Here is a 22,493-nt window from a genome sequence, read left to right as displayed (position 1 = left end):
GTGGACGCGGCTCATTGCGATACAAGTACTGAAGTGACGCAGACTGCCCGCACATACTGAGCACTGCGACAAACGAAAGCCATAAAAAAAACGCCGTTTCCTGTGACAGAAACGGCGCTTTTTATTGACGCAGTTGAGGCCTGCACACTGCGCAGGCAATCAACGGGATCAGGCGTAGGTACGCAGACGCAGAGAGAACTCTTGCAGTGTCTGAATGCCTGATGCTTCGGCACGGGCACACCAGTCCTGCAATTGCTGTACCAGTTGCTCACGGCTGTTGGTAGAGCGTTCCCAGATCTGGGCCAGCTCTTCACGCATTTCGTGCATGGTTTTCAGAACAGCACTGTGCTGCAGCACTTCCTGCAACTGCTGTTTCTGGCTCGCCAGCAGTTTGCTTGGCTCAACCTGCAGCAATTGTTTCGCAGATTTCAGGCGATTCGCTTCGATCTGTGCTTTTTCACGCAGGGATGCGACTTCCACAGCCCAGGCTTTACGCAGGGTTTTGGTGTATTTCGCCATTACTTCGTAACGGTTTGCCACGACGGATTGCAGCGTTTCCAGATCAACTGCATTTTTCTGAGAAACGAATTTCGGTTCCGGCGCGACTTTTTTCACCGTTGCCATACCGCAGGTTTCCAGAATACGGATGTACATCCAGCCGATATCGAACTCATACCATTTGGAAGACAGCTTGGCAGAAGTACCGAACGTATGGTGATTGTTGTGCAGCTCTTCGCCACCGATCAGAATGCCCCAAGGGAAGATATTGGTCGAAGCATCTTCGCAATCGAAGTTACGGTAACCCCAGTAGTGGCCGATACCGTTGATGATGCCGGCAGCAGTTACTGGAATCCAGGCCATCTGCACAGCCCAGACAGTCAGACCCAGAACGCCGAACAGTGCAACGTCGATCAACAGCATCAGCACGATACCCAATGCTGTATAGCGGCTGTACACATTGCGCTCCATCCAGTCATCCGGTGTGCCGTGGCCAAATTTTTTCAGGGTTTCCTGATTACGTGCTTCTTCACGGTACAGTTCAACACCTTCAAACAGCACTTTTTTAATGCCACGTGTTTGCGGGCTGTGCGGATCTTCTTCGGTCTCGCATTTTGCATGGTGCTTACGGTGAACCGCGGCCCATTCTTTGGTGACCTGGCCGGTTGTCATCCACAGCCAGAAGCGGAAGAAATGACTTGGAATCGCGTGCAGTTCCAGCGCACGGTGTGCCTGGCAGCGGTGCAGAAAAATGGTCACACTGGCGATAGTGATATGCGTCACTACCATGGTGAACAGGAAAACCTGCCAGCCACTCGCACGGGTCAGACCATTTGACAGAAAATCAATAATTGTCTCGATCATGGTACAAAAAGTTATTGCCCTACAAAATAAATGGCTGCTCTCAGTACAGAAAGAGCAGCCGCATGCCGGTCTGTTTTGACCGGATAAAAAACATTTTACGCTGTTTAGAGGAAACTCACCAAAGGCAAATCAAGATTTAACAAGATTTTGGTCGCTTTTTAAGGACGTTTCCGCTGCAATATGAACAACTCGCTGCGGAAATGGTAATTCAATACCACGCTCTTTCATCACCGCCCACAGCGCACGGTTCACATCGGATAACACGCCGGTTTTACCGTTTTGCGGATCGGCAATCCAGAAGCTGACACGCAATTCCAGTCCGTCAGCACCGAAACGCATTAAATGCGCACCCGGTGCCGGATCTTTGCACACGCGTTCCACGGTCAGTGCAGCCTGTGCCAGCACCGGCAATAAAGCATCCAGATCGGTATCGTAGCCTACAGAAAAATCCGTCCACATCGCCACACTGGTATTCGTCAGTGAGAAATTCTGCACTGGTGTGGAGACCAGCATTTCGTTCGGGATGACCGATTCTGCGCCGTCCAATCCCTGCAACACGGTATACCGGGTATTGATCTGCGTGACTTTGCCGTTGAATTTATCCACCGAAATCATGTCGCCGATCGACATACTGCGGTCCAGCAAAATAATGAAGCCGGATACATAGTTACTGGCGATTTTCTGCAAGCCAAACCCCAGCCCCACACCCAGCGCACCACCGAATACCGACAACACCGTCAGGTCGATACCGACCATGGTCAGGCTGGCAAGCACTGCCAGCACGATCAGCAAAGCCTTGCTGACCCGCGACATCACTACCTTGAACGAGGTATGCGCGGTCGGCAATGCCATCAGCTTGGCTTCCAGCGCAGCACTCGCCCACAAAGCCACAATCAGCGTCAGCACCACGGAAATGCAGGCTTGCAGTATTGCCAGCAGCGAGATTTTATTTTTCCCGACCGGCAATACAACATCTTCCAGTGCCGCCAGCAAATCCGGCCATAAACCAGTGAAGTGCAGTACCACACCAATCCAGACCAGACCGGCGAACAGTTTTTCAAAAGTCGCCAGAAAATTCCCGACCCGTCCTTCTTTCACAAAAGTTTTACGCAATACGTAAAACGCAAAGCGTATCAGCGCCAGCGAGCCGATTACCGGCACCAGCAAACTCAGCAAATGCACATGCTGCCAGCGCCCCAGTATGGCTTTGGCACCGAGCAGCAACAGCAAAGTGGTCAGCGGCATCAGGACCCGGCTGAAGCTGCCTGCACCGATTTCTGCGATCATGCCGGAGCCGGGCTCAGGCTGATGGAACATACTGCGCACAGCACGCGACAAGAGCCATGCCATCAGAAAACAGATCAGTACCGTACCGACCTGCCATAAAAACTGCGGCTCGCGAAAATCATCCGCGAGATCCGATAATAAATTCGTCAGCAAAGGTGTTCCCATTTTCGAATTCCTGAAACAAGAACCCCTCTGTGGTCAGAGGGGTTAAGAGATCAGTTCACAGTGATTCAGGCTGCTTTTTTGCGCTCAAGGATCGCAGCAAAGAAGCCATCCGTTTTATGCAGATGCGGATACAGCTTCAGATAATCGCCCATTTCCAGTTCCACGCGCTGCTCCTGCAACACCTGCGAAGCCGGGATCAGTTCGAATTCCGGATGCTGTGCCAGGAAGCCCTGCACGATCGCTTCATTTTCATCTTCCAGAATACTGCAGGTCGCATACACCAGACGGCCACCGGCTTTCACCAGACGCGAAGCACTGTCCAGAATCGCCGCCTGTTTCTGATTCAGTTCTGCGATATCTTCCGGTTGCTGACGCCATTTCATATCCGGATTGCGACGCAGGGTACCGAGACCACTGCACGGTGCATCGATCAGCACGCGGTCAGCCTTGCCTGCCATACGTTTGATTTTGGCATCGCGTTCATGCGCGATCAGCACCGGATGTACATTCGACAAACCACTGCGCGCCAGACGCGGCTTCAGTTTGGACAAACGTTTTTCGGAAACATCCATGGCGTACAGGCGGCCGGTGTTGCGCATAATCGCACCCAGCGCCAGCGTTTTACCACCGGCACCGGCGCAGAAATCAATGACCATTTCGCCGCGGCGTGCACCCAGCAATTGCGCCAGCAACTGGCTGCCTTCATCCTGCACTTCAATACCGCCGTTTTTAAAGATGGTGGTGTTTTGCAGAGCAGGTTTGCGATTCACGCGCAAACCGGTTGCGGAGAACGGTGTTTCTTCGGTTTCGATACCGGCTTCAGACAGTTCTGCCTTAGCACTGTCGCGATTGGCCTTCAGCAGATTCACGCGCAGATCCAGCGGCGCATTGGTATTCAGCGCTTCTGTCAGCGCAAATGCGCCCTCTTCGCCGTGCAATGCCGTCAGCTTATCCCACAGCCATGCTGGCATGCTGGTGCGCTGACCCAGCGGCAAATGCTGACGGTCAATCAGCGCAACCCGCTTCAGCCACTCTGCTTCACCGGCTTCCAGACCAGCAATCGCTTCCACGCCGGTGATTTCGGCAATCGATAACAAGGCCAGACGACGCATCGCCGGACCGAAACCGGATTCGGAAAATGCGGTCAGCATGGTTTTTTTACGCAGTAAGCAGTAAACCGATTCTGCAATCACGCCGCGTTCACGACCGCCAAGGCGCGGGTTTTCGCGGAAATAGCGGGACAAAGTCACGTCTGCGGGACCAGCGAAACGCAGAATTTCGCGCAGTACGTTTTCAGTATGGCCAACAACGGCCGGATGTAATCTCATAAACTTCCTTCAGATTCGGAACGGGAAAAATCAGGCATCTTCTGCCGTGATACGGACACAATTGCCCTCAACAGTCATTCTTCCCTCAATAAATTGCCGTACAGCGCGCGGATAAATCAGATGTTCCTGTACCAGAACGCGCTGTGCCAGCGTATCTTCATCATCCCCGTCCAGTACCGGTACCACCGCCTGTGCCACGATAGGGCCGTGATCCAGTTCAGCCGTGACAAAGTGCACGGTCGCGCCGTGGACTTTCACGCCTGCATCCAGCGCCTGCTGATGGGTATGCAAGCCGACAAACGACGGCAGCAGCGACGGATGGATATTCAGCATACGGTTTTCGTAATGCGCAGTGAACGCCGGGGTCAGGATGCGCATAAAACCGGCCAGCACCACCAGATCCGGTGAAAAAGCATCGATTTGCCGCTGCAACTCGGCATCGTAGGCTTCACGGCTGGCTGCGCCCTTACTGGGGACGACGATCGCCGGGATCTGGTGTTGTTCTGCAAAGGCTAAACCACCGGCATCGGCTTTATTGCTGATGACGGCGGCAATACGGGCTGGCCATTGTTCCTGCTGGCAGGCTTTGACGATGGCCTGCATGTTACTGCCACGGCCGGAAATGAGGATGACGATATTTTTCATCCCGCCATTTTACCGTTGACCGCGTCGTTTCCCAAATCGGAACGGATTATGTACTTTGTGATAAGCCGAAAAAGTGCAGGACTTCATCGCGCCGCTCGCGGGTATCTTTCTTACCGAGGGCAATCAGTTCCTGCGTATAACTGGATTCGAACAGCAAATAGGAAGCCAGTGCCGAACCGCGCACTTCCGTCGCACCGATGCCGCCCAGCATGGTCTTCACCGGCAAAGGCAGGTTATGCACATGACGCGCAGCAATTTCATCCAGTCGCTCGGAGGGTGCAATCACCAGCACATCCACTGGCTTCAGCGGGGTGGCGGCCAGCAATTCCGGCGGCAGCAAAGACAGGGTTTTATTGATCCTGGTAAGACGCTCGATATCAACGGCAAGACTGTCAAGGAAAATACTGGACATCGCATGACCGGCAATCTGAGCCAGACTGGGATACTGTGCAGCTTCGGTACAGACACGCACGGGTTCGCCGAGACGCCCGGCACCGATCACCATAACACGGCGTGAACCCAGATGAATCGCGGGGGAGATCGGTGCCAGCTGGCGCATGGAACCATCACCGCAATACTGCAATTGCCCTTCCCAGTTCAGTGCCACCGCCGGAAACACAAACGGAATGGCGGAAGACGCCATCAGATGGCGTACCGAAATAATATCCCGTTGCGCCAGACGCTGAGTGCGCACCCAGGGCTCCACTGGCATTTCTGTCTGATAAAAGGTCAGATGCTGACCTGCTGTATATGAAGAAGCAGTCACCGCCAGCGCTTTCAGCTGGCCATTCATCAGCACGCGATCAAGGCGGTCAAAATCCAGCATACGCCCCAGTAAAGCTTCCAGCGGCGCATTGTTCAGCAAAGAATTGGGCGGTGAGCGGCGCCATTTATTCAGCAGCCAGCCAAACGACCACAGCGTCAGCCAGCGTGCGCCGGAACGGATCACGCCCAAAGAATCAGCACGGTAGACCTGCCCTGCCTGAAAACTGGCCCAGACTTTGACGATCTTACGTACCGAATCATGGAAATCGTCGGCACGACATGCCAGTGCGGTAGCATTGATGGCACCGGCGGACGTACCGCAAATAATGCCGAAAGGATTGGTTTGGCGGGCAACGCCGGCTTCTTGCAGTATCAGTCTGACTTCGTCCAGCACACCGACCTGATAGGCGGCACGGGCGCCGCCACCGGTCAGTATCAGCCCTGTCTGCGCAGGATCATGCATAGTTCACTCCGGTATCGAGGCCTTCAGCCTCATGCTGACCAGTGTAACGGCGGCAGACGCTGAAGTCATGCCGCACTGCAGGATGCGTGCAAACCGGGCCGGTTTGCTGTTGTTATTTCGGTTGCATACGGATGGCGCCGTCCAGACGGATGGTTTCGCCGTTCAGCATGACGTTTTCAATAATCGATTTTGCCAGATGCGCGTATTCTGCCGGTTTGCCGAGGCGTGGCGGGAACGGTACCATTTTGCCCAGTGCATCCTGTACTTCCTGCGGCATACCCAGCAGCATCGGTGTTTCGAAAATGCCCGGCGCAATCGTCATTACACGAATACCGTTGCGTGACAGATCGCGTGCCATCGGCAGTGTCATACCGGCAACGGCTGCTTTGGACGATGCATAAGCTGCCTGACCGATCTGACCGTCAAAAGCCGCCACCGATGCGGTATTGATCATCACACCGCGCTCGCCGTGTTCTGCGGCTTCGGTTTTGCTCATCGCATCCGCTGCCAGACGGCACATATTGAAGGTACCGACCAGATTGATATTGATCACACGCTGGAATACATCCAGTGCGTGCGGGCCGTCTTTGCCGACGGTTTTCATTGCCGGTGCCACACCGGCGCAGTTGATCAGGCCACGCAGCGTGCCTGCAGCTGTCGCAGCTTCCACCACAGCTTTGCCATCCGCTTCCGATGTCACATCACAACGTACAAACACACCGTTTAATTCTGCGGCCAGTGCTTTACCGGCTTCGTCCTGCACGTCAGCGATCACGACTTTCGCGCCGTTTTCAGCCAGCAAACGCGCAGTTGCTGCGCCCAGACCGGATGCACCGCCGGTGATGATGAATACGTTATTTTGAATTTGCATAGTTGTCTCTCTGCGTTATGGGTGAACTATCGATGAACGAACAGCCGAACTTTAAAAACACGCTGCACAATGTACACATTGTGATGACGCTGTGATGCCATTACGTTTACGTAAACGTCATATCGGTATTGTACTCATAAACGGGTAAAAACTGATTTATCCGGTCGCGACAATCTGACAAAAAACAGGTTTTTAACACCCTCGGCACGCTAGGTGATGAACTGCGCTGCCAGGCATCTGGCTGACGCAGCCGGTCGCGCTGACTGCGTGCCACCGCAGCAAAAATCAGGTCAGACTATGCAAAGTTCGTCATCAGCCATTTTACGAAGCCCGGACTTTCTGCCGGCGACCGCCGGATCGCTGTGCTGTACTCCGCATTTCAGCGTATTTCAGGCATTTCCGGCACCCGCAAAGCATTACCACAGACTTTCAGCAACCACGGAAGATGCCACCAATGATGATCAGCACGCTGACTCCGCAGATAAGACAGACATAAAAAAACCGCTTCCGGAGCAGGAAGCGGTTTTTTGTCTGGTAAGGATCAGCTTACCGGATAGTGAATGCAGGCGATTAGTCTGCCAGTGCTGCAAATGCCGCATCGCGCACGGCTTCAACTGCACCGATACCCGCGATTTTGCGGTATTTCGGCGCGCCCGGCTGACCGGATTTCGCCCAGTCACCGTAGTAAGAGACCAGCACTTCCGTTTGCTCGTGGTAGACGTTCAAACGTTTTTTGACGGTTTCTTCTTTATCGTCATCACGCTGAATCAGGTCTTCACCGGTTTCATCATCTTTACCTTCCACTTTTGGCGGATTGTATTTGACGTGATAGGTACGACCGGATGGCAAGTGAACACGGCGGCCGCTCATGCGGTCAACAATCGCTTCGTCCGGCACATCAATTTCCAGAACGTAATCGATTTGCACGCCGGCTTCTTTCATTGCATCTGCCTGACGGGTTGTGCGCGGGAAACCATCGAACAGGTAACCGTTTTTGCAGTCATCGTGTTGCAGACGGTCTTTGACCAGACCGATGATGATATCGTCAGAAACCAGACCGCCGGCATCCATCACTTTTTTCGCTTCGATACCCAGCGGCGTACCGGCTTTCACCGCTGCACGCAGCATGTCGCCGGTGGAAATCTGAGGAATATTGAATTTTTCTTTGATGTAATTAGCTTGGGTGCCCTTACCGGCGCCTGGCGCTCCCAATAAAATAAGACGCATAATAGTTCCTAAGACGAGTTAAATTAAATTCTTGTTCAGCGCGGAAATGCACCGCAGGGACCATACCACCGGCGGCGCGGGCTGCAGTAACGCGGCAGCACTTCCTGAATATCACACAAACTTTTCACCAAACTTACCACAAGTTTGGCGATTCTTGATGAATTGCCATGAAAATCTGTGCAGTTCGCGCTTATTTTTGCAAATTCCGGTAAATTTCGCGCACTTTTTCCAGATCAGCCGGCGTATCTACGCCAGGCGCGGGACTGTCTTCTGTGACGTGTACGGCAATCGCATAACCATTCCACAGCACACGTAACTGTTCCAGTGATTCAATCTGTTCCAGCGGCGACAAAGGCAGCGCCGGATACTGTTGCAGGAAATCATTGCGATACGCATAAATTCCGATATGGCGCAGCGCCGGATAATTTTCCGGCACCTGTTGTGTACCATGCGCGAATGCATCACGGTGCCACGGAATCGTTGCGCGGGAAAAATACAATGCACGCTGCTGACGATCCAGTGCCACTTTCACCACATTCGGATTAAAAATCTCATCCGCGCTGTGAATATCGTGCGCAGCGGTCGCCATCGGTACACCGGCACTGATGCGTTCTGCACAGGCTGCAATCAGCGCCGGATCGATCAGCGGTTCATCGCCCTGCACATTCACGATCACTGCATCCGCCGGCAAACCCAGCGCATGTGCGACTTCCGCAATGCGGTCAGTGCCGGAAGGATGATCCGCACGGGTCAGCATTACTTCAATGCCGTGCTGCTCGCAGGCAGCCACAATGCTGGCATGATCCGTCGCCACCACAACGCGCGCTGCGCCGGACGCTTTTGCGCGCTCTGCCGTGCGCACCACCATCGGTTTGCCGCAGATATCGGCCAGCGGCTTGTCAGGCAAACGGGTGGATGCCAGTCTTGCCGGCACAATCGCGATGAAACCTGCCGCACTCATGTGCGGCTTTCCGCTTCTTCTGCAGTCAGGGTACGGGCCTGATCGACCCACATAATCGGGATATCATCACGAATCGGAAATGCCAGACGGTCTGCATAGCAAACCAGTTCTTTTTTGGCTTTGTGATGGGTTAACGGGCCTTTGCACAATGGGCACACCAGATTATCAAGCAGACGGGCTTCCACGCTGTTTCTCCGAAATCATTTGAGTCAGGTCGGCAAGGAAAGACGGCGTCAGTTGTGCCTCAACAGGCAGCACCCATATACGCCGGTCATTCTTCAGTGCCGGAATTTGCAGGCATTTTACTGCATCCTTCTCTGTGATCAGTATGGTTTGACTATCGCAGGACTGAAAATCTGTCGCTGAGAATTGATAATGATCAGGTAAAGGCATGGTCTGCGGCTGTATGCCGGCACCGCGCAGTGTCTGGAAAAAACGTTCCGGATGCCCGATACCGGCCGCCGCTGTCACCTGCTGACCGGCAAATGCGGACAGCGGGCGACGCTGCGCCGGATCTGTCAGTTGCCAGCAGGAGCCGGGCTGTAAAACCATGCGCACCACGCCGGATTCTGCCGCCAGCCCCGGAACTTGCTGTACGTCGATACTGTGCGGCGCGTTCAGAATCGTGAAATCCCGCGGCCGGCTGGCAGCTTCGCGCAGCGGACCGGCAGGTAACAGCAAACCGTTACCGCAGCCGCGCTGATCAAACAGCACCAGCTCAATATCCCGTCCCAGCTGATAATGCTGCAAACCGTCATCCGCAATCAGCACATCGGTTTCCGGATGCGCTGCCAGCAAGGCAAGTGCCGCATCGGTGCGGCGACGTCCGACAAATACCGGCGCACCGGTATGCCAGTGTATCAGCCAGGGCTCATCACCGGACTGCGTCACTGATGTCGATTGCGTTACGGCACAAACCGTTTCAGCCGATGCGCCGTAGCCGCGTGAAATCACCCCCGGCCGCAAACCCTGCGCCTGCAAATGCTGCACGATCGCAATCACCAGCGGCGTTTTACCGGTTCCGCCGACAAACACATTTCCTGCAACAACCACCGGCACCGGTATGCGCTGCTGCTGGCACAAAGCCTGTTGTTTTGCGCGCCCGGACAAGTATCCGTACAGCGCACTCAGCGGACGCATCAGCCATGACCACCAGCCACGCTGCTGCCACTGGCGATGCAGAAAAGATTCTATTGATAGACGCATAGCTCAAAACAAAGAGGGAGCCACCGGCTCCCTGCATCACGGAATATTCCGCATTCCGGCCAACGGCGGCAGCACCGCCTTTGCCTTAATTTTTATTACCGGTCTGTGCTGCAAACGTGACTTTCGCCATACCTGCAATCCGCGCCGCTTCCAGTACATCAATCACGGACTGGTGCGTCGCCGCTTTATCCGCATTGATGATAATAACCGGATCCACCGCCGTACCGGATTGCTGCTTGCCGATTTCCGCCGCAGCTTTCTTCAAGTCTTCTGCCAGCGTCTGAGTATCAATAAACGAAACAGCCTGCGTATTGATCTTGTAACGGCCCTGCGCATCAATCCCGATTTCAATTTGCTGCGGTTTATCCTGCGCTTTTTCCGCATCAGCGGTCGGCAGGGTAATCTGCAGTTCGGTGAAACGGCTGTAAGTGGTGGTGACCATCAGGAAAATCAGAATCACCAGCAGCACGTCAATGAACGGGATCAGGTTGATTTCCGGCTCTTCCCGTCCTCTTCCTTTACGAAAATTCATGCTTATTTCCTGGCGCTGTGTACCACGTCAACAAATTTCACGGCTTGCTGCTCCATTTCCACAACCAGACCATCGACCAGCGCACGGAAGTGGCGGTATGCCACCAGCGTCGGCATCGCGATCAGCAGACCAAAGCCGGTGTTGTAGAGTGCGACAGAAATACCGTGTGCCAGTTGCGCCGGATTCGCACCGGTTGCGGTCTGGGAACCGAAAATTTCAATCATACCGACAATCGTTCCGAACAAACCCATCAGCGGTGCCAGCGAAGCAATCGTGCCGAGTGTGGTCAGGAAACGTTCCAGCTGGTGTGCAACACCACTGCCCGCTTCCTCGATGGATTCCTTCATTACTTCGCGCGGCGCATTCACATTGCGCAGACCGGCTGCCAGTACGCGACCCAGCGGAGAGTTTTCAGATAACTGACGAATCACTTCCGGCGTCGCTTTACCGCTCTGGTGTACGCGGATCACTTCATCCAGCAGCGTCGAAGGCAGAATTTTGCTGGCGCGCAGCGAAACCGTACGTTCTACGATCAGCGCCAGCGCAATAATGGATGCCAGCAGCAAAAAATACATGGGCCAGCCAGCGGCCTGAAATATAGCTAACAAAGTGACTCCTTTAAACAGGTGGAATAACAGCAGGCAGTGCGCACCGCGAAGCATGCTGACCATAGTCGGCCGGTCTTGCGGTGCAAAGTTTTGTGCAGCACGCAATGTAACGTGTTCGCCCATCACGGGCAAGTACCGGACGACACGGGGCACAACAAGGCGCAGACCGGAATATCCACGGATCTACACATTTTCTGTGCGGAAGCTTGTGGACAAGCCTGCGATATCTCGCTAAGTCACTGATTTTATTCAATAAACTTATTCCGCCTATTTTTTAGGCAGCACTTCAGCCAGCGGCAACAGCCCGCAGCAGTCCGGATATACCGTTCATTTCACTGCATGGTTCTGCACACTTTTTGTGGACAAACATGTGAAAAGTCAGGGATTAGCCTGCTAAGTCACTGATTTTAAAACCATTTATATCAATGCCTGTTTTTTAGGCAAAACGACCTTAAGGCGTGTGCAGAACCCGAAATGGCGTTTTTTCCCCAACACCGGGACAAACCGCTCAGACTGTTCACAATTTTTGTGGAAAACTATGTGCAAAGTTATGTAATTGCGCCGTAAACCCATGATTTTAAAAGATAAACCATTTACGCTTAAAAATTAAGCAAATACCGCTTTCCCTGCGTTTTACTGTTTTTTCCGGCGTAAATGCAGACTCAAAGCCAGCTTGCCCCGGAATTTTGCACAAATTATGTGGAAAACCATGTGCAAAATCGCCGGAATTATCACTAAGTCTTTGATTTATATTGAATATCTTGTTCTGACTATTTTTTAAGCAGCAACAACGTACCCGTCTGACCGACTGAAACAGTGGGTAACTTCACACAGTTTGCACATTTTTTGTGGAAAAGACTGTGAAGAGTGGCCGGTAAAGCATGCTAAGTCCCTGAATTGAAAGTCATTTTCTTTTCTGCCTAAAAAACAGGCAGCTTGCTGCAGTGTGCCATCCGAAAAAGATATCCCCAAGTTGCCCACATTTTCTGTGGATAAGCTTGTGCAAAAGCCTGCACAGTCCCCTGAATGTCATTGATTTGTAAGGATATTTTCAGGATGCACAAACATTTTGCAAAGTGAAAATCCCGAATAATCAATCACTTAGCGCAGCAGTTTTCATTCACTTTGACAAGCCCCCGTCCGGATGCGATGCTTACCGCATGTTTGCTGCTTGTGGAAAGCTTTTTGCCTGAAAACCCGCATGAATACTGAGTCTCCTGTTTTAAACCGCGCTGCGATGCCGTCTGTGATGTCGGTTTCCGCACTGAACAATGCTGTCGCCCAGTTGCTGGAGCGCCAGATTCCCTTGCTCTGGGTCAGCGGCGAAATATCCAACTTTACCCGCGCCGCTTCCGGCCACTGGTACTTCACACTGAAGGATGCCGGTGCGCAGGTCAGAGCCGTGATGTTCCGCGGACGGGCAATGTATGCAGAGTTTCAGCCGCGTGAAGGCGATAAGGTGGAAGTGCGCGCTACCGTCGGTTTGTATGCGCCGCGCGGCGATTATCAGCTGACGGTGGAAGCGATACGCCGGGCCGGTGTCGGGCATTTGTATGAATCGTTTCTGCGCATCAAAGCCACCCTCGAAGCCGAAGGTTTGCTGGCTGCCGAACGTAAGCGCCCGCTCCCGGCGTTTGTGAAACGGATCGGCCTGATTACCAGTCCGCAGGCCGCTGCCTTGCGCGATGTGCTGACCACACTCAAACGCCGTCTGCCGCATGCCGAAGTGATCCTGTATCCGGCGCCTGTGCAGGGCGAAGGCGCAGCCGCAAAACTGGCACTGGCGCTGTCCACCGCCAACGACCGTGCCGAGTGTGACGTGCTGATTCTTTGCCGTGGCGGTGGCAGCATCGAGGATTTATGGGCATTCAATGATGAAATGCTGGCCAGAACCATTGCCCACAGTGATATTCCTGTTATCAGCGGTGTGGGGCATGAAACGGATTTCACAATTGCCGACTTTGTTGCCGACTTACGCGCACCGACACCGACTGCAGCGGCCGAACTGACCGGTCAGCCTTGTGAGCACTGGCTGACACAGCTGAATCAGCAGCAGGAACGCCTGCAGCGCAGCTGGCAGCGCCGGTTTCAGCAACATCAGCAGACGCTGGACTATCTGAACCGTCGCCTGATCAGTCCGCAGGCAGCGATACGGCAGCAACAGCAAACCCTGCAACAATGGGAAAACCGGCTGAAACAAGTCTGGCAATACCGGCTACACCAGCGTCAGCAGGCACTTACCCTGCTGCAACAGCGCTGGCAGGCGCAGCGGCCTGATATCCGGCAGGCCGGACAGCAACTGCAACAATTACAACAGCGCTTGCAGCGTGCGCAGTTCCAGCAGCATCAGCAGCGCCAGACCAGCCTGCAGCAATGGCAGGCGCAACTGGAAGCGCTGAACCCGCAACGCACACTGGAACGCGGTTACGCCATACTGCGCGATCAGCAAGGCCGCATCCTGCGCTCGCCGGCTGCCCTGAAACCGCATCAGGCCTACCACATTCAGCTGGCAGAAGGCAGCGCGACCGCAGAACTGGCATCGGTACAAGCGACGCTGGAATAATGCTGTCGGTAATACACGGCTCAAAAACGTGCAAAAAACAGCGTTAAAAGTCGGCAAATGCGCAATTATGCATATCAACCCGCCGCTCCACGGCAGAAACGCTGGCGATATCCCTAAGCCGCATGCGGATTTCTGCTGCAAAGGCTGCAAGCTTTGCGCGAAACGCTTACAATGCGGTCTTTGCCGTTATACCGACGGAAACCACTGTTAATTTAAAGGACGCAACATGGAACATACCTTACCGGCATTGCCCTATGCACTGGACGCTCTGGCGCCACATATCTCTCAAGAAACACTGGAATTCCACTACGGTAAACATCACCAGACTTATGTGACCAACCTGAACAACCTGATCAAAGGTACAGAGTTTGAGTCCCTGTCTCTGGAAGAGATCGTGAAAAAATCCTCCGGCGGCGTATTCAACAACGCAGCGCAAATCTGGAACCACACTTTCTACTGGCACAGCCTGACACCAAACGGTGGCGGTCAGCCAAGCGGCGCGCTGGCAGATGCAATCAATGCAAAATGGGGTTCTTTTGACGCGTTCAAAGAAGCCTTCACCAAATCCGCAGTAGGTAACTTCGGTTCCTCCTGGACATGGCTGGTGAAAAAAGCAGACGGCACACTGGATATCGTCAACACATCCAACGCAGCAACACCGCTGACGACTGAAGACAAACCACTGCTGACCTGCGATCTGTGGGAACACGCTTACTACATCGACTACCGTAATGTACGTCCTAAGTACCTGGAAGCATTCTGGGCGCTGACCAACTGGGAATTCGCAGCGAAAAACTTCGCGTAATTTCTGCGTCTGGCAACTGTGCAGGTCAAACAAACTGCACAGTATGAAAAAACCCGCAACTGTATTGGCAGTGCGGGTTTTTTGCATTCTGACGGTAAAAGTCGCATGGGATAATCCGCTTCTGCCTGACCTGCACTGCCACACTGTGCAGCGTTCAGCGACAAACCCAACCTGTACCGGACTGTAAAGACCACACCATGCCAGCCAGCCGCCTGATACGTTTTTTCCCTGCGATTTTTATCTTCATCTGGGCTTCCGGCTATGTCGTTGCCAAGTTCGGATTGCCATATGCGGAACCGCTGACTTTCCTGTGTCTGCGCTACAGCGGCGTGGTGCTGATGATGTTGCTGCTCGCGATCTTCATGCATGCACCGTGGCCATCAAAAAAACAAGTCTTACCGATCGCCGTGGCCGGCGTACTGATGCAGGCGGGTTATCTGGGCGGGATCTGGTGCGCCGTCAAACTCGGCATGCCAGCCGGTGTGGCGGCGCTGATTGCGAATATCCAGCCGATTCTGACCGCGGTGGCCGGTCCGCTGATTGGCGAAAGAGTACGCGGTAAACAATGGTTCGGTCTGGCACTCGGCATCAGCGGCGTGGCGCTGGTCGTTTCAAATAAAATTTCAGCAATTGGATTATCCGGCGCCAGTATTGCGCTGGCGGTGATGGCCTTGTTTTCCATGACGACCGGCACGCTGTACCAGAAACGTTTTTGTCCTGCGGTGGATGTGCGGACCGGACAAGTGATCCAGTTTGCAGCATCGTTACTGGTCACACTGCCGTTTGCACTGATGCTGGAAACACAGACAATCCAGTACACAGCGCGCTTTTTCATTGCGATGGCCTGGTCCGTACTGGTGTTATCCGGTATCGGCATTTCCGTATTGTTTGTGATGATACGTCACGGCGAAGCCACCAAAGTCACCAGCTATATGTACTTAGTGCCCGCTGTCACCGCACTGATGGCGTGGCTGATGTTCGGCGAAAGCTTCACATTAACAGCAGCAACCGGCATGCTGATCGCGCTGGCCGGTGTGGCACTGGTAGTGCGGCCATCACGCTGATGACCTTCTGCTTTCTGTGCTGCTGACAAAACAAAAAAGGCGCTGCTGCGCCTTTTTTGACATCCGGAACCTGAACCGGATCAGAGAGTATGTTCTGATCAATTGATTAAAACATTCGCTCAGCCATAAACAATCCGCTTTTTGCTGCCTATCCGACAGCGGATTGCAGACAGACATAAAGGCACAATCTTTGATGGCTGCTGAAGGCTTACAGCAAATTTTCTAGGTTTCTCCGCTCTATTCCTGTGATTGCGGAACTGCTGTGCGGTAATCCTGTCTATTCCAGCCTGTTTATGCAAGATTTCATGCCTGTGCCGCCGTTGCCGGGCGTGAAGCTTTTTTCTCACCGGGGATTTCCACTATGACACCAAAATATCTGACCCTGAGCGTGGCACTGGCGTGTGCATTGTTCAGTACTGCACCTGCCGTGGTGCATGCCGATACGGCACCGGCGGCGCAGTCTGCCAGCAGCGATCTGACGCTGGAGCAATTGTTCCGTGCCAAGAGCTATGCCGGCCAGTCGGCGCATGTAATCAATTTCAGCCATGATGGCCGTTATCTGGCATACATCTGGAATCCGTTTGGCGAAGCCGGTTTAGATTTGTATCTGTACGATACCCAGACCGGCGAAACCCGCCGCATTACCTCGCCTGCGCTGATGCGCAGCTACGATGCACCGGAAGTCTGGGACCGTTTCGATAAAAAACTGGCGCAGCGCGATAAAGAAGAAGCGGAACGTCAGGCCAAAGCTGAAGCACAGGCTGCCTATCTGCGCGGTGAAAACGTGAATCTGTTTCAGTGGGAAGAAGCAGCCATTGCTGAACTGAAAAAAGAACTGGCAGAGAAAAAAGCCAAAGAAGCAGCAAAGAAAGCAGAAGAAAAAGCAGCTGCCAAAGACGATAAAGCCGGCGACGATAAAACAGCTGACAAAGCTGCCGACAAGCCTGCAGAAAAGAAAGCGGAAAAAGAAAAAGAGCTGTGGGAGTTGCGCGATGAACTGAAAAAGAAAATCGCAAAAAACAAATTAAAAGCCGGTGATCTGTATCCTGGCGTGGCAAGCTATGTCTGGGCGAATAAAAAGAGCGAACTGATTTTCCAGTACCGTGGTGATTTGTTCCGCCTGCAGGCATCGTCCGGCAAAATCGAGCGTTTAACACAAACCGATAAACCGGAACGTATCGCTGCATATCAGGCGGATGATAAAGGGTATATTTATATGGATGAAAAACGCCTGTACAGCGCAGCGTTTGATTCCAGCGTGATTCGCCAGCTGAATCCGGAACTGATTTTTGCTGATGATGCAGAGAAAAAATACCGCATCAGCTCGACGACCCTGACCGAAGATAAAAAATGGATGGCGATTGTTGCCGAGGCACCGGATGTTGATCCGGAAACTGGTAAACCCCGTCCTGCGTCTGAGCGTCAGGTCGAAATCATGAATTACAACGACCGATTTGCCACGGCGAAAAAAGTGCCGCGTGAAGTGTCGGATGACAAACGCAAAATTCTGGCCAGCGCCCTGTATATCCGCCGCACCGGCGACACCAGCAGCCGCCAGCCGGAACCGGTCTTCACCAATGCCGGTGGCGATGTCTGGTTTGAAATGAGCGATGTGAGCTGGGCCAAAGACGGCAGCCGCTACACCTTCTCGACCTGGGAACGTGAAAAAGATTTGCTGCGCATTTATGTTGGTAATGCCGACGAAAAAGCCAAACCGAAAATGGTGTTCGAACGCAAAGGCAATGTCGGTCACGAAGTGGTGAATGTGATTCGTCCGCACTTCACACCGGATGGCAAACAATTGATCGCCGTGCTGGATGAGCAAGGCTATCGTCAGCCTTACACCATTGATATCGCGAACGGCAAAGCCAGCGCGGTACTGAAAGGTGATTTCGAAGCCCATCAGGTGCTGGGTTACACACCGGACAGCAAAACCATGTTTGTGCTGGCGAACAAAGATGATTTCGCCGCAATGAATGTGTACAAAGTGCAGCTGGCAAATGGTGACATGCAGGCGATTGGTCAGAGCGGTGAATTCCACCGTGCATCAGATGTCAGCTATCAGGGTGACAAACTGGCCAGCGTCAGCGGCAACTGGAGTAACCGTCCTGAGCTGAAATTTACTGACATTGCCAGCCACAAAACCCGTACCCTGACCAGCAGCCATGATCCGAAATGGAAAGATGTTGCACGCCTGACACCGGAGCGTTTCAGCTTCACGAATCGTCATGGCGATCAGATTCAGGCTTTTGTGTTCAAACCAAAAGACTGGACACCGCAAGACCAGCGCGCAGCCGTGGTCTACACCTACGGTGGCCCGCTGAATGACCGTCATATCGTGGAAGTGGACAGCTTCCAGCCAACCGCGCATTTGTTCGGCATGTATATGGCAGCGAAACACGGTTATGTGACGGTGGCGGTGGACCCGCGCGGTCATTCCAACTATGGCCGTAAATTCAGCGATGCGAACTGGGAACAGGCTGGCAAACCGCAAACCGAAGATCTGGAAGATCTGGTCAAGTACATGACCAAAAACTTCGGCGTGGACAGCAAACGTATCGGCCTGACCGGCTGGAGCTTTGGCGGCTTCCAGACTCAGTACACGATGTACACCAGCCCTGACGTTTTCGCTGCCGGTATTGCCGGTGCCGGCCCGACGGAATGGGAGAACTACAACAGCTGGTACAGCGGCCGCACCATCGGCAAAACCGACCGCAGCAAACCAAATCTGCGTAAGTATTCGCTGCTGCCACTGACTGCCGGTCTGAAAAAACCGCTGATGTTGGTACACGGTATGCAGGACCCGAACGTGCTGTATCAGGACACCGTGAATGTGTACCGCGCCCTGCTGGAAAACGGCAAGGAAGCGCTGGTGGATCTGTTCCTCGATCCGGATGGCGAACATGGTATGGGCGGTGCAGTGAAGCCCAAAGCATGGCATAAGAAGTACGAAGCCTTCTTCCTGCAGCATCTGGGCGAAGGCAAGCGCTGATCGCTTGCTGATGTCTGCATGACAGAAAAGCCATCCGGCCTTACGCCGGATGGCTTTTTTATTGTCCGTTCTCAGCAGTAATCAGAACGGTGGATCAAACGAATCCTGAGCGAAAATCAGCAGGCGCTGTGCAGCTATCCGCATCCGGCATTGACGGAGGCCCGGACCTTCTGCCGACGACCGCCGGATCGCTATGCCAGAATCCGCATTTGAGGCATTTTCCGCGCCTTTTCAGGCTTTTCAGGCTGTCAGCCAGCTCAGATCACCCAGCGCCAGCCGCGACGACGCATCCAGACTGCCAGCGCCGCAAAGCAGGCAGTGAAGGCTGCAGCGTACAGGGCGGAACAGAATTCCGGCCCTAACACAGCCCACGGGCCGGACAGGATCAGATGCCGATACAACCACTGATCGGCAGCGAAAAAGCTCAGCACACAGGTTGCCACCCACGCACCGGCGTAAATCACAATCGCATTGATACCGAGGCTGGTGCCAAATGCCGGCAAGCGAAGCTGGCTGACGGCTGTCTGCAAAACCAGCAGGATCGTGAGGCTGATGCCGGTAGTCCACAGCGCAAACGAAGGCGTCCACAAATGCTTGTTCAGCGGCAGCCAGAAGCTGAACAGCCAGCCGCCCAGCATCATCACCAGCGCCAGTACACCCAGTAAATGCCAGCGGCGTTCACGCAGCGGTGCGGCAATCAGCACGCCCAGCATCACGCTGATCAGCGCACCGGCCAGCGAACCCAGACCTTCCGGATCACCGCCTGCACTACCGTTTTCCGGCGGCATCGCCCACTGACCGAATACCGCGATATCCAGCTGATCCGCGACATTCTGCCCCGGCAGCAGCGAACTGCCGGATAACAGCCACGCTGAATATACTCCCCCCACTACCAGCACTGACGCCCAGCGTTTCAGCGGGGTTTGCACATATACCCCCCATACCGATGCCAGCAAAAAGCAAAGACCAATACGCTGCAGCACACCCGGCAGGCGGAAGGCACGACCTTCAATCAGCCACATCGCCACCAGATGCAACACCACGCCCAGCGCGATCAGCCGCAGGCTGCGCCGGATCGCGGCCTGTAACACGCCGGGACGTGTCGCAGCTGCCGGCTGACAGACAGATAAACCGAGACCAATGCCGGTCAGCGCCAGAAAACAGGGAAAAATCAGATCGGCGGGCTGGCAGCCATGCCATGTTGCGTGTTCCAGCCATGGACTAACATGCGACCAGTCGCCGGCATTGTTCACCATCAGCATTGCCGCCACCGCCAGACCGCGCAGCATATCCACCGCTGCTACGCGGCCACCTTTCGCCTGATTCGTCATCGCCTGTTTTCCCTGAAATGTATCCTGCATACAGATTCCGGCTGGCATTGTAAGTGGAACTTGACTGGATTTTGACTGGTATTCATCCATCGCTTGCAATGCGCTGCATGTCAGAGTGATGCAGCGCAGAATATCTGTCCGGTGGTCTGCCTGTGCAGCAAAGGCTTGCAGACGCGAAATCCCTGCATCGGCGATTTTCCGGCATTTTTACCGCTGCATTCCGTAACACGTCCATGCATAATGCATTTCGCTATCACTTGCCAGACTCCGCTGAAAGGAATTCATCATGTTGCGAAACATTTCCCAGTTTTTGTACTCCGTTGGTCGTCAGTACGGACAACAGGGTCGCCGCGTGCTGGATCGTTTCACCGCCGGTTTATCGCGCACACCATTGCCACGGGTACTGATCGTACTGGCGGCGATTGCACTGGTGCTGAGTCTGCTGCCTTTCGTGCTGATGCTGATACTGGCGGCGATGCTGTTCCGCCTCAGTCTGCACCTGATGGGCGTGCGCCGTATGCAGGAAGCGCGTGTGCAGCCGCAACAGCGCCCGTCCGCTTATGAAGCGTATGATGCTCAGGCAGGTCAGCCGAACAAACTGCGCTGGCACGACCAGCATCGCTGATTTCCCGCAATTCTCCGGTTTCTCACTGTAAGTTCCCCTCCGCCGCCGCACTCCCCTGCCGCGGCGTTTTTTTTGCCCGCGGCAACTGTGCAGAGCTTGCATACCAGTTGCAGGATACTGACATTTCCTGCTGTTCCGCCAACAACGGCAAACCGTGAAAACGGCCGCATCCCGACACCGCAGAATCTGCATAAACCCTTATTTTTTCAGTACTGCGCTGATGCAGACCAGCCGCCGGTTTTTGCTGCATTCCGCAAAGTGGATACAGAGTGGCATTTAACTTTCAAAACCAGTTGACCGCCACCATGCACGGCGTTATGGTTGCCGCTACATGAAAACGGCACAGCCGGCAGAACGATCCTGAGGGGGAGCACATGAGTAATCAACAAGCAGCATCCGGCAATCCGATACGCTGGGTGCCGACACTGTATCTGGCAGAAGGCTTACCGTTTTACGCGGTGGCGCTGGTGGCCGGTCTGATGTACAAAAGTATGGGGATCAGCAATGACCAGATCGCGCGCTGGACCGGTCTGATCGGCATGGCATGGGTATTTAAATGCCTGTGGAGCCCTTTCCTCGAAGCGGCACCGAGCAAGAAAAAACTGGTGGTGATCTTTCAGGCAATCGGCGGCATTACGCTGGGTCTGGTTGCTTTGTCGCTGCAAATGTCGTCTTACTTTGCGATCAGTATTGCGCTGTTCGCGGTAGTGGCAATTGCATCCGGCACCCATGATATTGCCGCTGACGGTTTATACATTTCCACACTGGAAGCCAAACAGCAGGCAGCGTATGCGGGCTGGCAAGGCGCTTTTTTCAATGCCGCCAAATTCATTTCGCTGGGCGGACTGGTGATTCTGGCCGGTCATCTGGAAAAACAAATGAGCCCGAATCTGGCCTGGGGTGTGATTTTTGCGCTGCTGGCGGCCATGCTGCTGGCCTTATCGGCCTACCACGTATGGGCTTTGCCGGATACCCGCAGCGACGTGCAGGCAGGTTCTACCGCTGAAATTCTGCAAACCCTGCAGGATGTGATTATCGATTTTCTGCGCAAACCGGGCATCTGGCTGGCGATTCTGTTCATCATCCTGTTCCGTGCCGGTGAGGCACAGATTCAGACTATTGGCCCCTTGTTCCTGCGTGAGCTGAAAGAACAAGGCGGACTGGGTCTGAGTACCGATCAGGTCGGCATCGTCTACGGTACAGCCGGTACGCTGACCTTTCTGGCGGGCAGTATCCTCGGTGGCTACTTCACCTCGTGGCTGGGTCTGAAAAAAGCCATGCCGTGGCTGATTATTGCGATGAACGTACCGAATCTGGTGTTCTTTTATCTGAGCACGCAAATGCCCGAAAGTATGCTGGTCATCGGTACGGCACTGAGTCTGGAAATGTTCGGTTACGGCTTTGGTTTCGTTGGTCTGATCCTGTTCATCATGCAGGTGGTGGCACCGGGTAAATATCAGACTGCGCATTACGCACTCGGTACCGGTGTGATGCAGCTGGGCTTCGTACTGTTTAAAACCGTCAGCGGTGATATCCAGATTGCACTCGGCTATCAGCACTTCTTCCTGTTTGTGCTGCTGTGCGGCCTGCCATCATTAATCCTGACACGCTTTCTGCCCTTGCCGGATAACGGTAAGCGCAACGAAGCACCGCTGGCAACAGCGCCCGCCGACGCTTCCTGATCAGGCATCTG

19 protein-coding genes are annotated in these 22,493 nt (G+C 54.1%); 6 read left to right on the top strand and 13 right to left on the bottom strand.

All coding sequences use genetic code 11. The features are described from left to right. Positions 1-168: 168 nt before the first annotated feature. The 12 genes from IE092_RS11640 to IE092_RS11585 form a co-directional block, all read right to left on the bottom strand. On the bottom strand, positions 169-1,362 hold the full coding sequence (locus tag IE092_RS11640) for a DesA family fatty acid desaturase (RefSeq protein WP_189357350.1): 1,194 nt from the start codon (positions 1,360-1,362) through the stop codon (positions 169-171). A gap of 129 nt (positions 1,363-1,491) precedes the next feature. Next, a complete protein-coding gene (locus IE092_RS11635; RefSeq protein WP_189357349.1) occupies positions 1,492-2,814 on the bottom strand; it encodes a mechanosensitive ion channel family protein in 1,323 nt (440 codons plus the stop codon). Positions 2,815-2,879: 65 nt separating this feature from the next. Further along, positions 2,880-4,142 carry an RsmB/NOP family class I SAM-dependent RNA methyltransferase gene (locus tag IE092_RS11630; protein ID WP_189357348.1) on the bottom strand — a complete coding sequence of 421 codons (1,263 nt, stop codon included), beginning with the start codon at positions 4,140-4,142 and terminating at the stop codon, positions 2,880-2,882. Between the two features lie 30 nt (positions 4,143-4,172). Continuing rightward, positions 4,173-4,787: a phosphoribosylglycinamide formyltransferase gene (purN, locus tag IE092_RS11625; protein WP_189357347.1), complete on the bottom strand. Its 615-nt coding sequence runs from the start codon at positions 4,785-4,787 to the stop codon at positions 4,173-4,175. A gap of 46 nt (positions 4,788-4,833) precedes the next feature. After that, positions 4,834-6,015, bottom strand: coding sequence for a patatin-like phospholipase family protein (locus IE092_RS11620; RefSeq protein WP_189357346.1), 1,182 nt, complete (start codon positions 6,013-6,015; stop codon positions 4,834-4,836). A 112-nt stretch (positions 6,016-6,127) separates the two neighbouring features. Continuing rightward, positions 6,128-6,886 carry a 3-hydroxyacyl-CoA dehydrogenase gene (locus IE092_RS11615; RefSeq protein ID WP_189357345.1) on the bottom strand — a complete coding sequence of 253 codons (759 nt, stop codon included), beginning with the start codon at positions 6,884-6,886 and terminating at the stop codon, positions 6,128-6,130. A gap of 570 nt (positions 6,887-7,456) precedes the next feature. After that, complete coding sequence (gene adk / locus IE092_RS11610; protein WP_189357344.1) at positions 7,457-8,113, bottom strand: adenylate kinase; 657 nt, start codon at positions 8,111-8,113, stop codon at positions 7,457-7,459. A gap of 190 nt (positions 8,114-8,303) precedes the next feature. Further along, positions 8,304-9,074, bottom strand: a complete 771-nt coding sequence (kdsB, locus tag IE092_RS11605; RefSeq protein WP_189357343.1) for a 3-deoxy-manno-octulosonate cytidylyltransferase — start codon at positions 9,072-9,074, stop codon at positions 8,304-8,306. Then, positions 9,071-9,259, bottom strand: a complete 189-nt coding sequence (locus IE092_RS11600; RefSeq protein WP_189357342.1) for a Trm112 family protein — start codon at positions 9,257-9,259, stop codon at positions 9,071-9,073. Before IE092_RS11600 ends, kdsB begins: the two co-directional genes overlap by 4 nt. Continuing rightward, entirely contained in the window at positions 9,240-10,280 is a 1,041-nt protein-coding gene (gene lpxK / locus IE092_RS11595) for a tetraacyldisaccharide 4'-kinase (protein WP_189357341.1), read from the bottom strand. The genes IE092_RS11600 and lpxK overlap by 20 nt, the downstream gene beginning before the upstream one ends. 85 nt (positions 10,281-10,365) lie before the next feature. Continuing rightward, positions 10,366-10,812: an ExbD/TolR family protein gene (locus IE092_RS11590; RefSeq protein WP_189357340.1), complete on the bottom strand. Its 447-nt coding sequence runs from the start codon at positions 10,810-10,812 to the stop codon at positions 10,366-10,368. A gap of 2 nt (positions 10,813-10,814) precedes the next feature. After that, entirely contained in the window at positions 10,815-11,420 is a 606-nt protein-coding gene (locus IE092_RS11585; RefSeq protein ID WP_189357339.1) for a MotA/TolQ/ExbB proton channel family protein, read from the bottom strand. 1,201 nt (positions 11,421-12,621) lie between these two features. On the opposite strand from IE092_RS11585, the gene xseA reads away from it, so the two are divergent. From xseA to IE092_RS11565, 4 genes are all read left to right on the top strand, one after another. Beyond that, the gene (gene xseA, locus IE092_RS11580) at positions 12,622-13,983 is read left to right on the top strand and encodes an exodeoxyribonuclease VII large subunit (RefSeq protein WP_189357338.1); all 1,362 of its coding nucleotides are present in this window, start codon (positions 12,622-12,624) and stop codon (positions 13,981-13,983) included. Positions 13,984-14,209: 226 nt separating this feature from the next. After that, on the top strand, positions 14,210-14,788 hold the full coding sequence (sodB, locus tag IE092_RS11575) for a superoxide dismutase [Fe] (RefSeq protein ID WP_189357337.1): 579 nt from the start codon (positions 14,210-14,212) through the stop codon (positions 14,786-14,788). A 197-nt stretch (positions 14,789-14,985) separates the two neighbouring features. Then, positions 14,986-15,852: a DMT family transporter gene (locus IE092_RS11570; protein ID WP_189357336.1), complete on the top strand. Its 867-nt coding sequence runs from the start codon at positions 14,986-14,988 to the stop codon at positions 15,850-15,852. A 361-nt stretch (positions 15,853-16,213) separates the two neighbouring features. Further along, the gene (locus IE092_RS11565) at positions 16,214-18,844 is read left to right on the top strand and encodes a S9 family peptidase (protein WP_189357335.1); all 2,631 of its coding nucleotides are present in this window, start codon (positions 16,214-16,216) and stop codon (positions 18,842-18,844) included. A 257-nt stretch (positions 18,845-19,101) separates the two neighbouring features. Here IE092_RS11565 and IE092_RS11560 read toward each other — a convergent pair whose 3' ends face one another. Continuing rightward, the gene (locus tag IE092_RS11560) at positions 19,102-20,205 is read right to left on the bottom strand and encodes a heparan-alpha-glucosaminide N-acetyltransferase domain-containing protein (RefSeq protein WP_189357334.1); all 1,104 of its coding nucleotides are present in this window, start codon (positions 20,203-20,205) and stop codon (positions 19,102-19,104) included. Between the two features lie 256 nt (positions 20,206-20,461). Between IE092_RS11560 and IE092_RS11555 the strand changes: the two genes are divergently transcribed. Both IE092_RS11555 and IE092_RS11550 read left to right on the top strand, forming a co-directional pair. Continuing rightward, a complete protein-coding gene (locus tag IE092_RS11555; protein WP_189357333.1) occupies positions 20,462-20,800 on the top strand; it encodes a hypothetical protein in 339 nt (112 codons plus the stop codon). A 374-nt stretch (positions 20,801-21,174) separates the two neighbouring features. Beyond that, positions 21,175-22,482 carry an MFS transporter gene (locus IE092_RS11550; RefSeq protein WP_189357332.1) on the top strand — a complete coding sequence of 436 codons (1,308 nt, stop codon included), beginning with the start codon at positions 21,175-21,177 and terminating at the stop codon, positions 22,480-22,482. Positions 22,483-22,493 lie beyond the last annotated feature (11 nt).

This window comes from Cognatundibacterium squillarum (assembly GCF_014652435.1).
GTDB lineage: Bacteria > Pseudomonadota > Gammaproteobacteria > Burkholderiales > Burkholderiaceae_D > Undibacterium > Undibacterium squillarum.
This window is presented reverse-complemented; position numbering and strand designations above follow the sequence as displayed.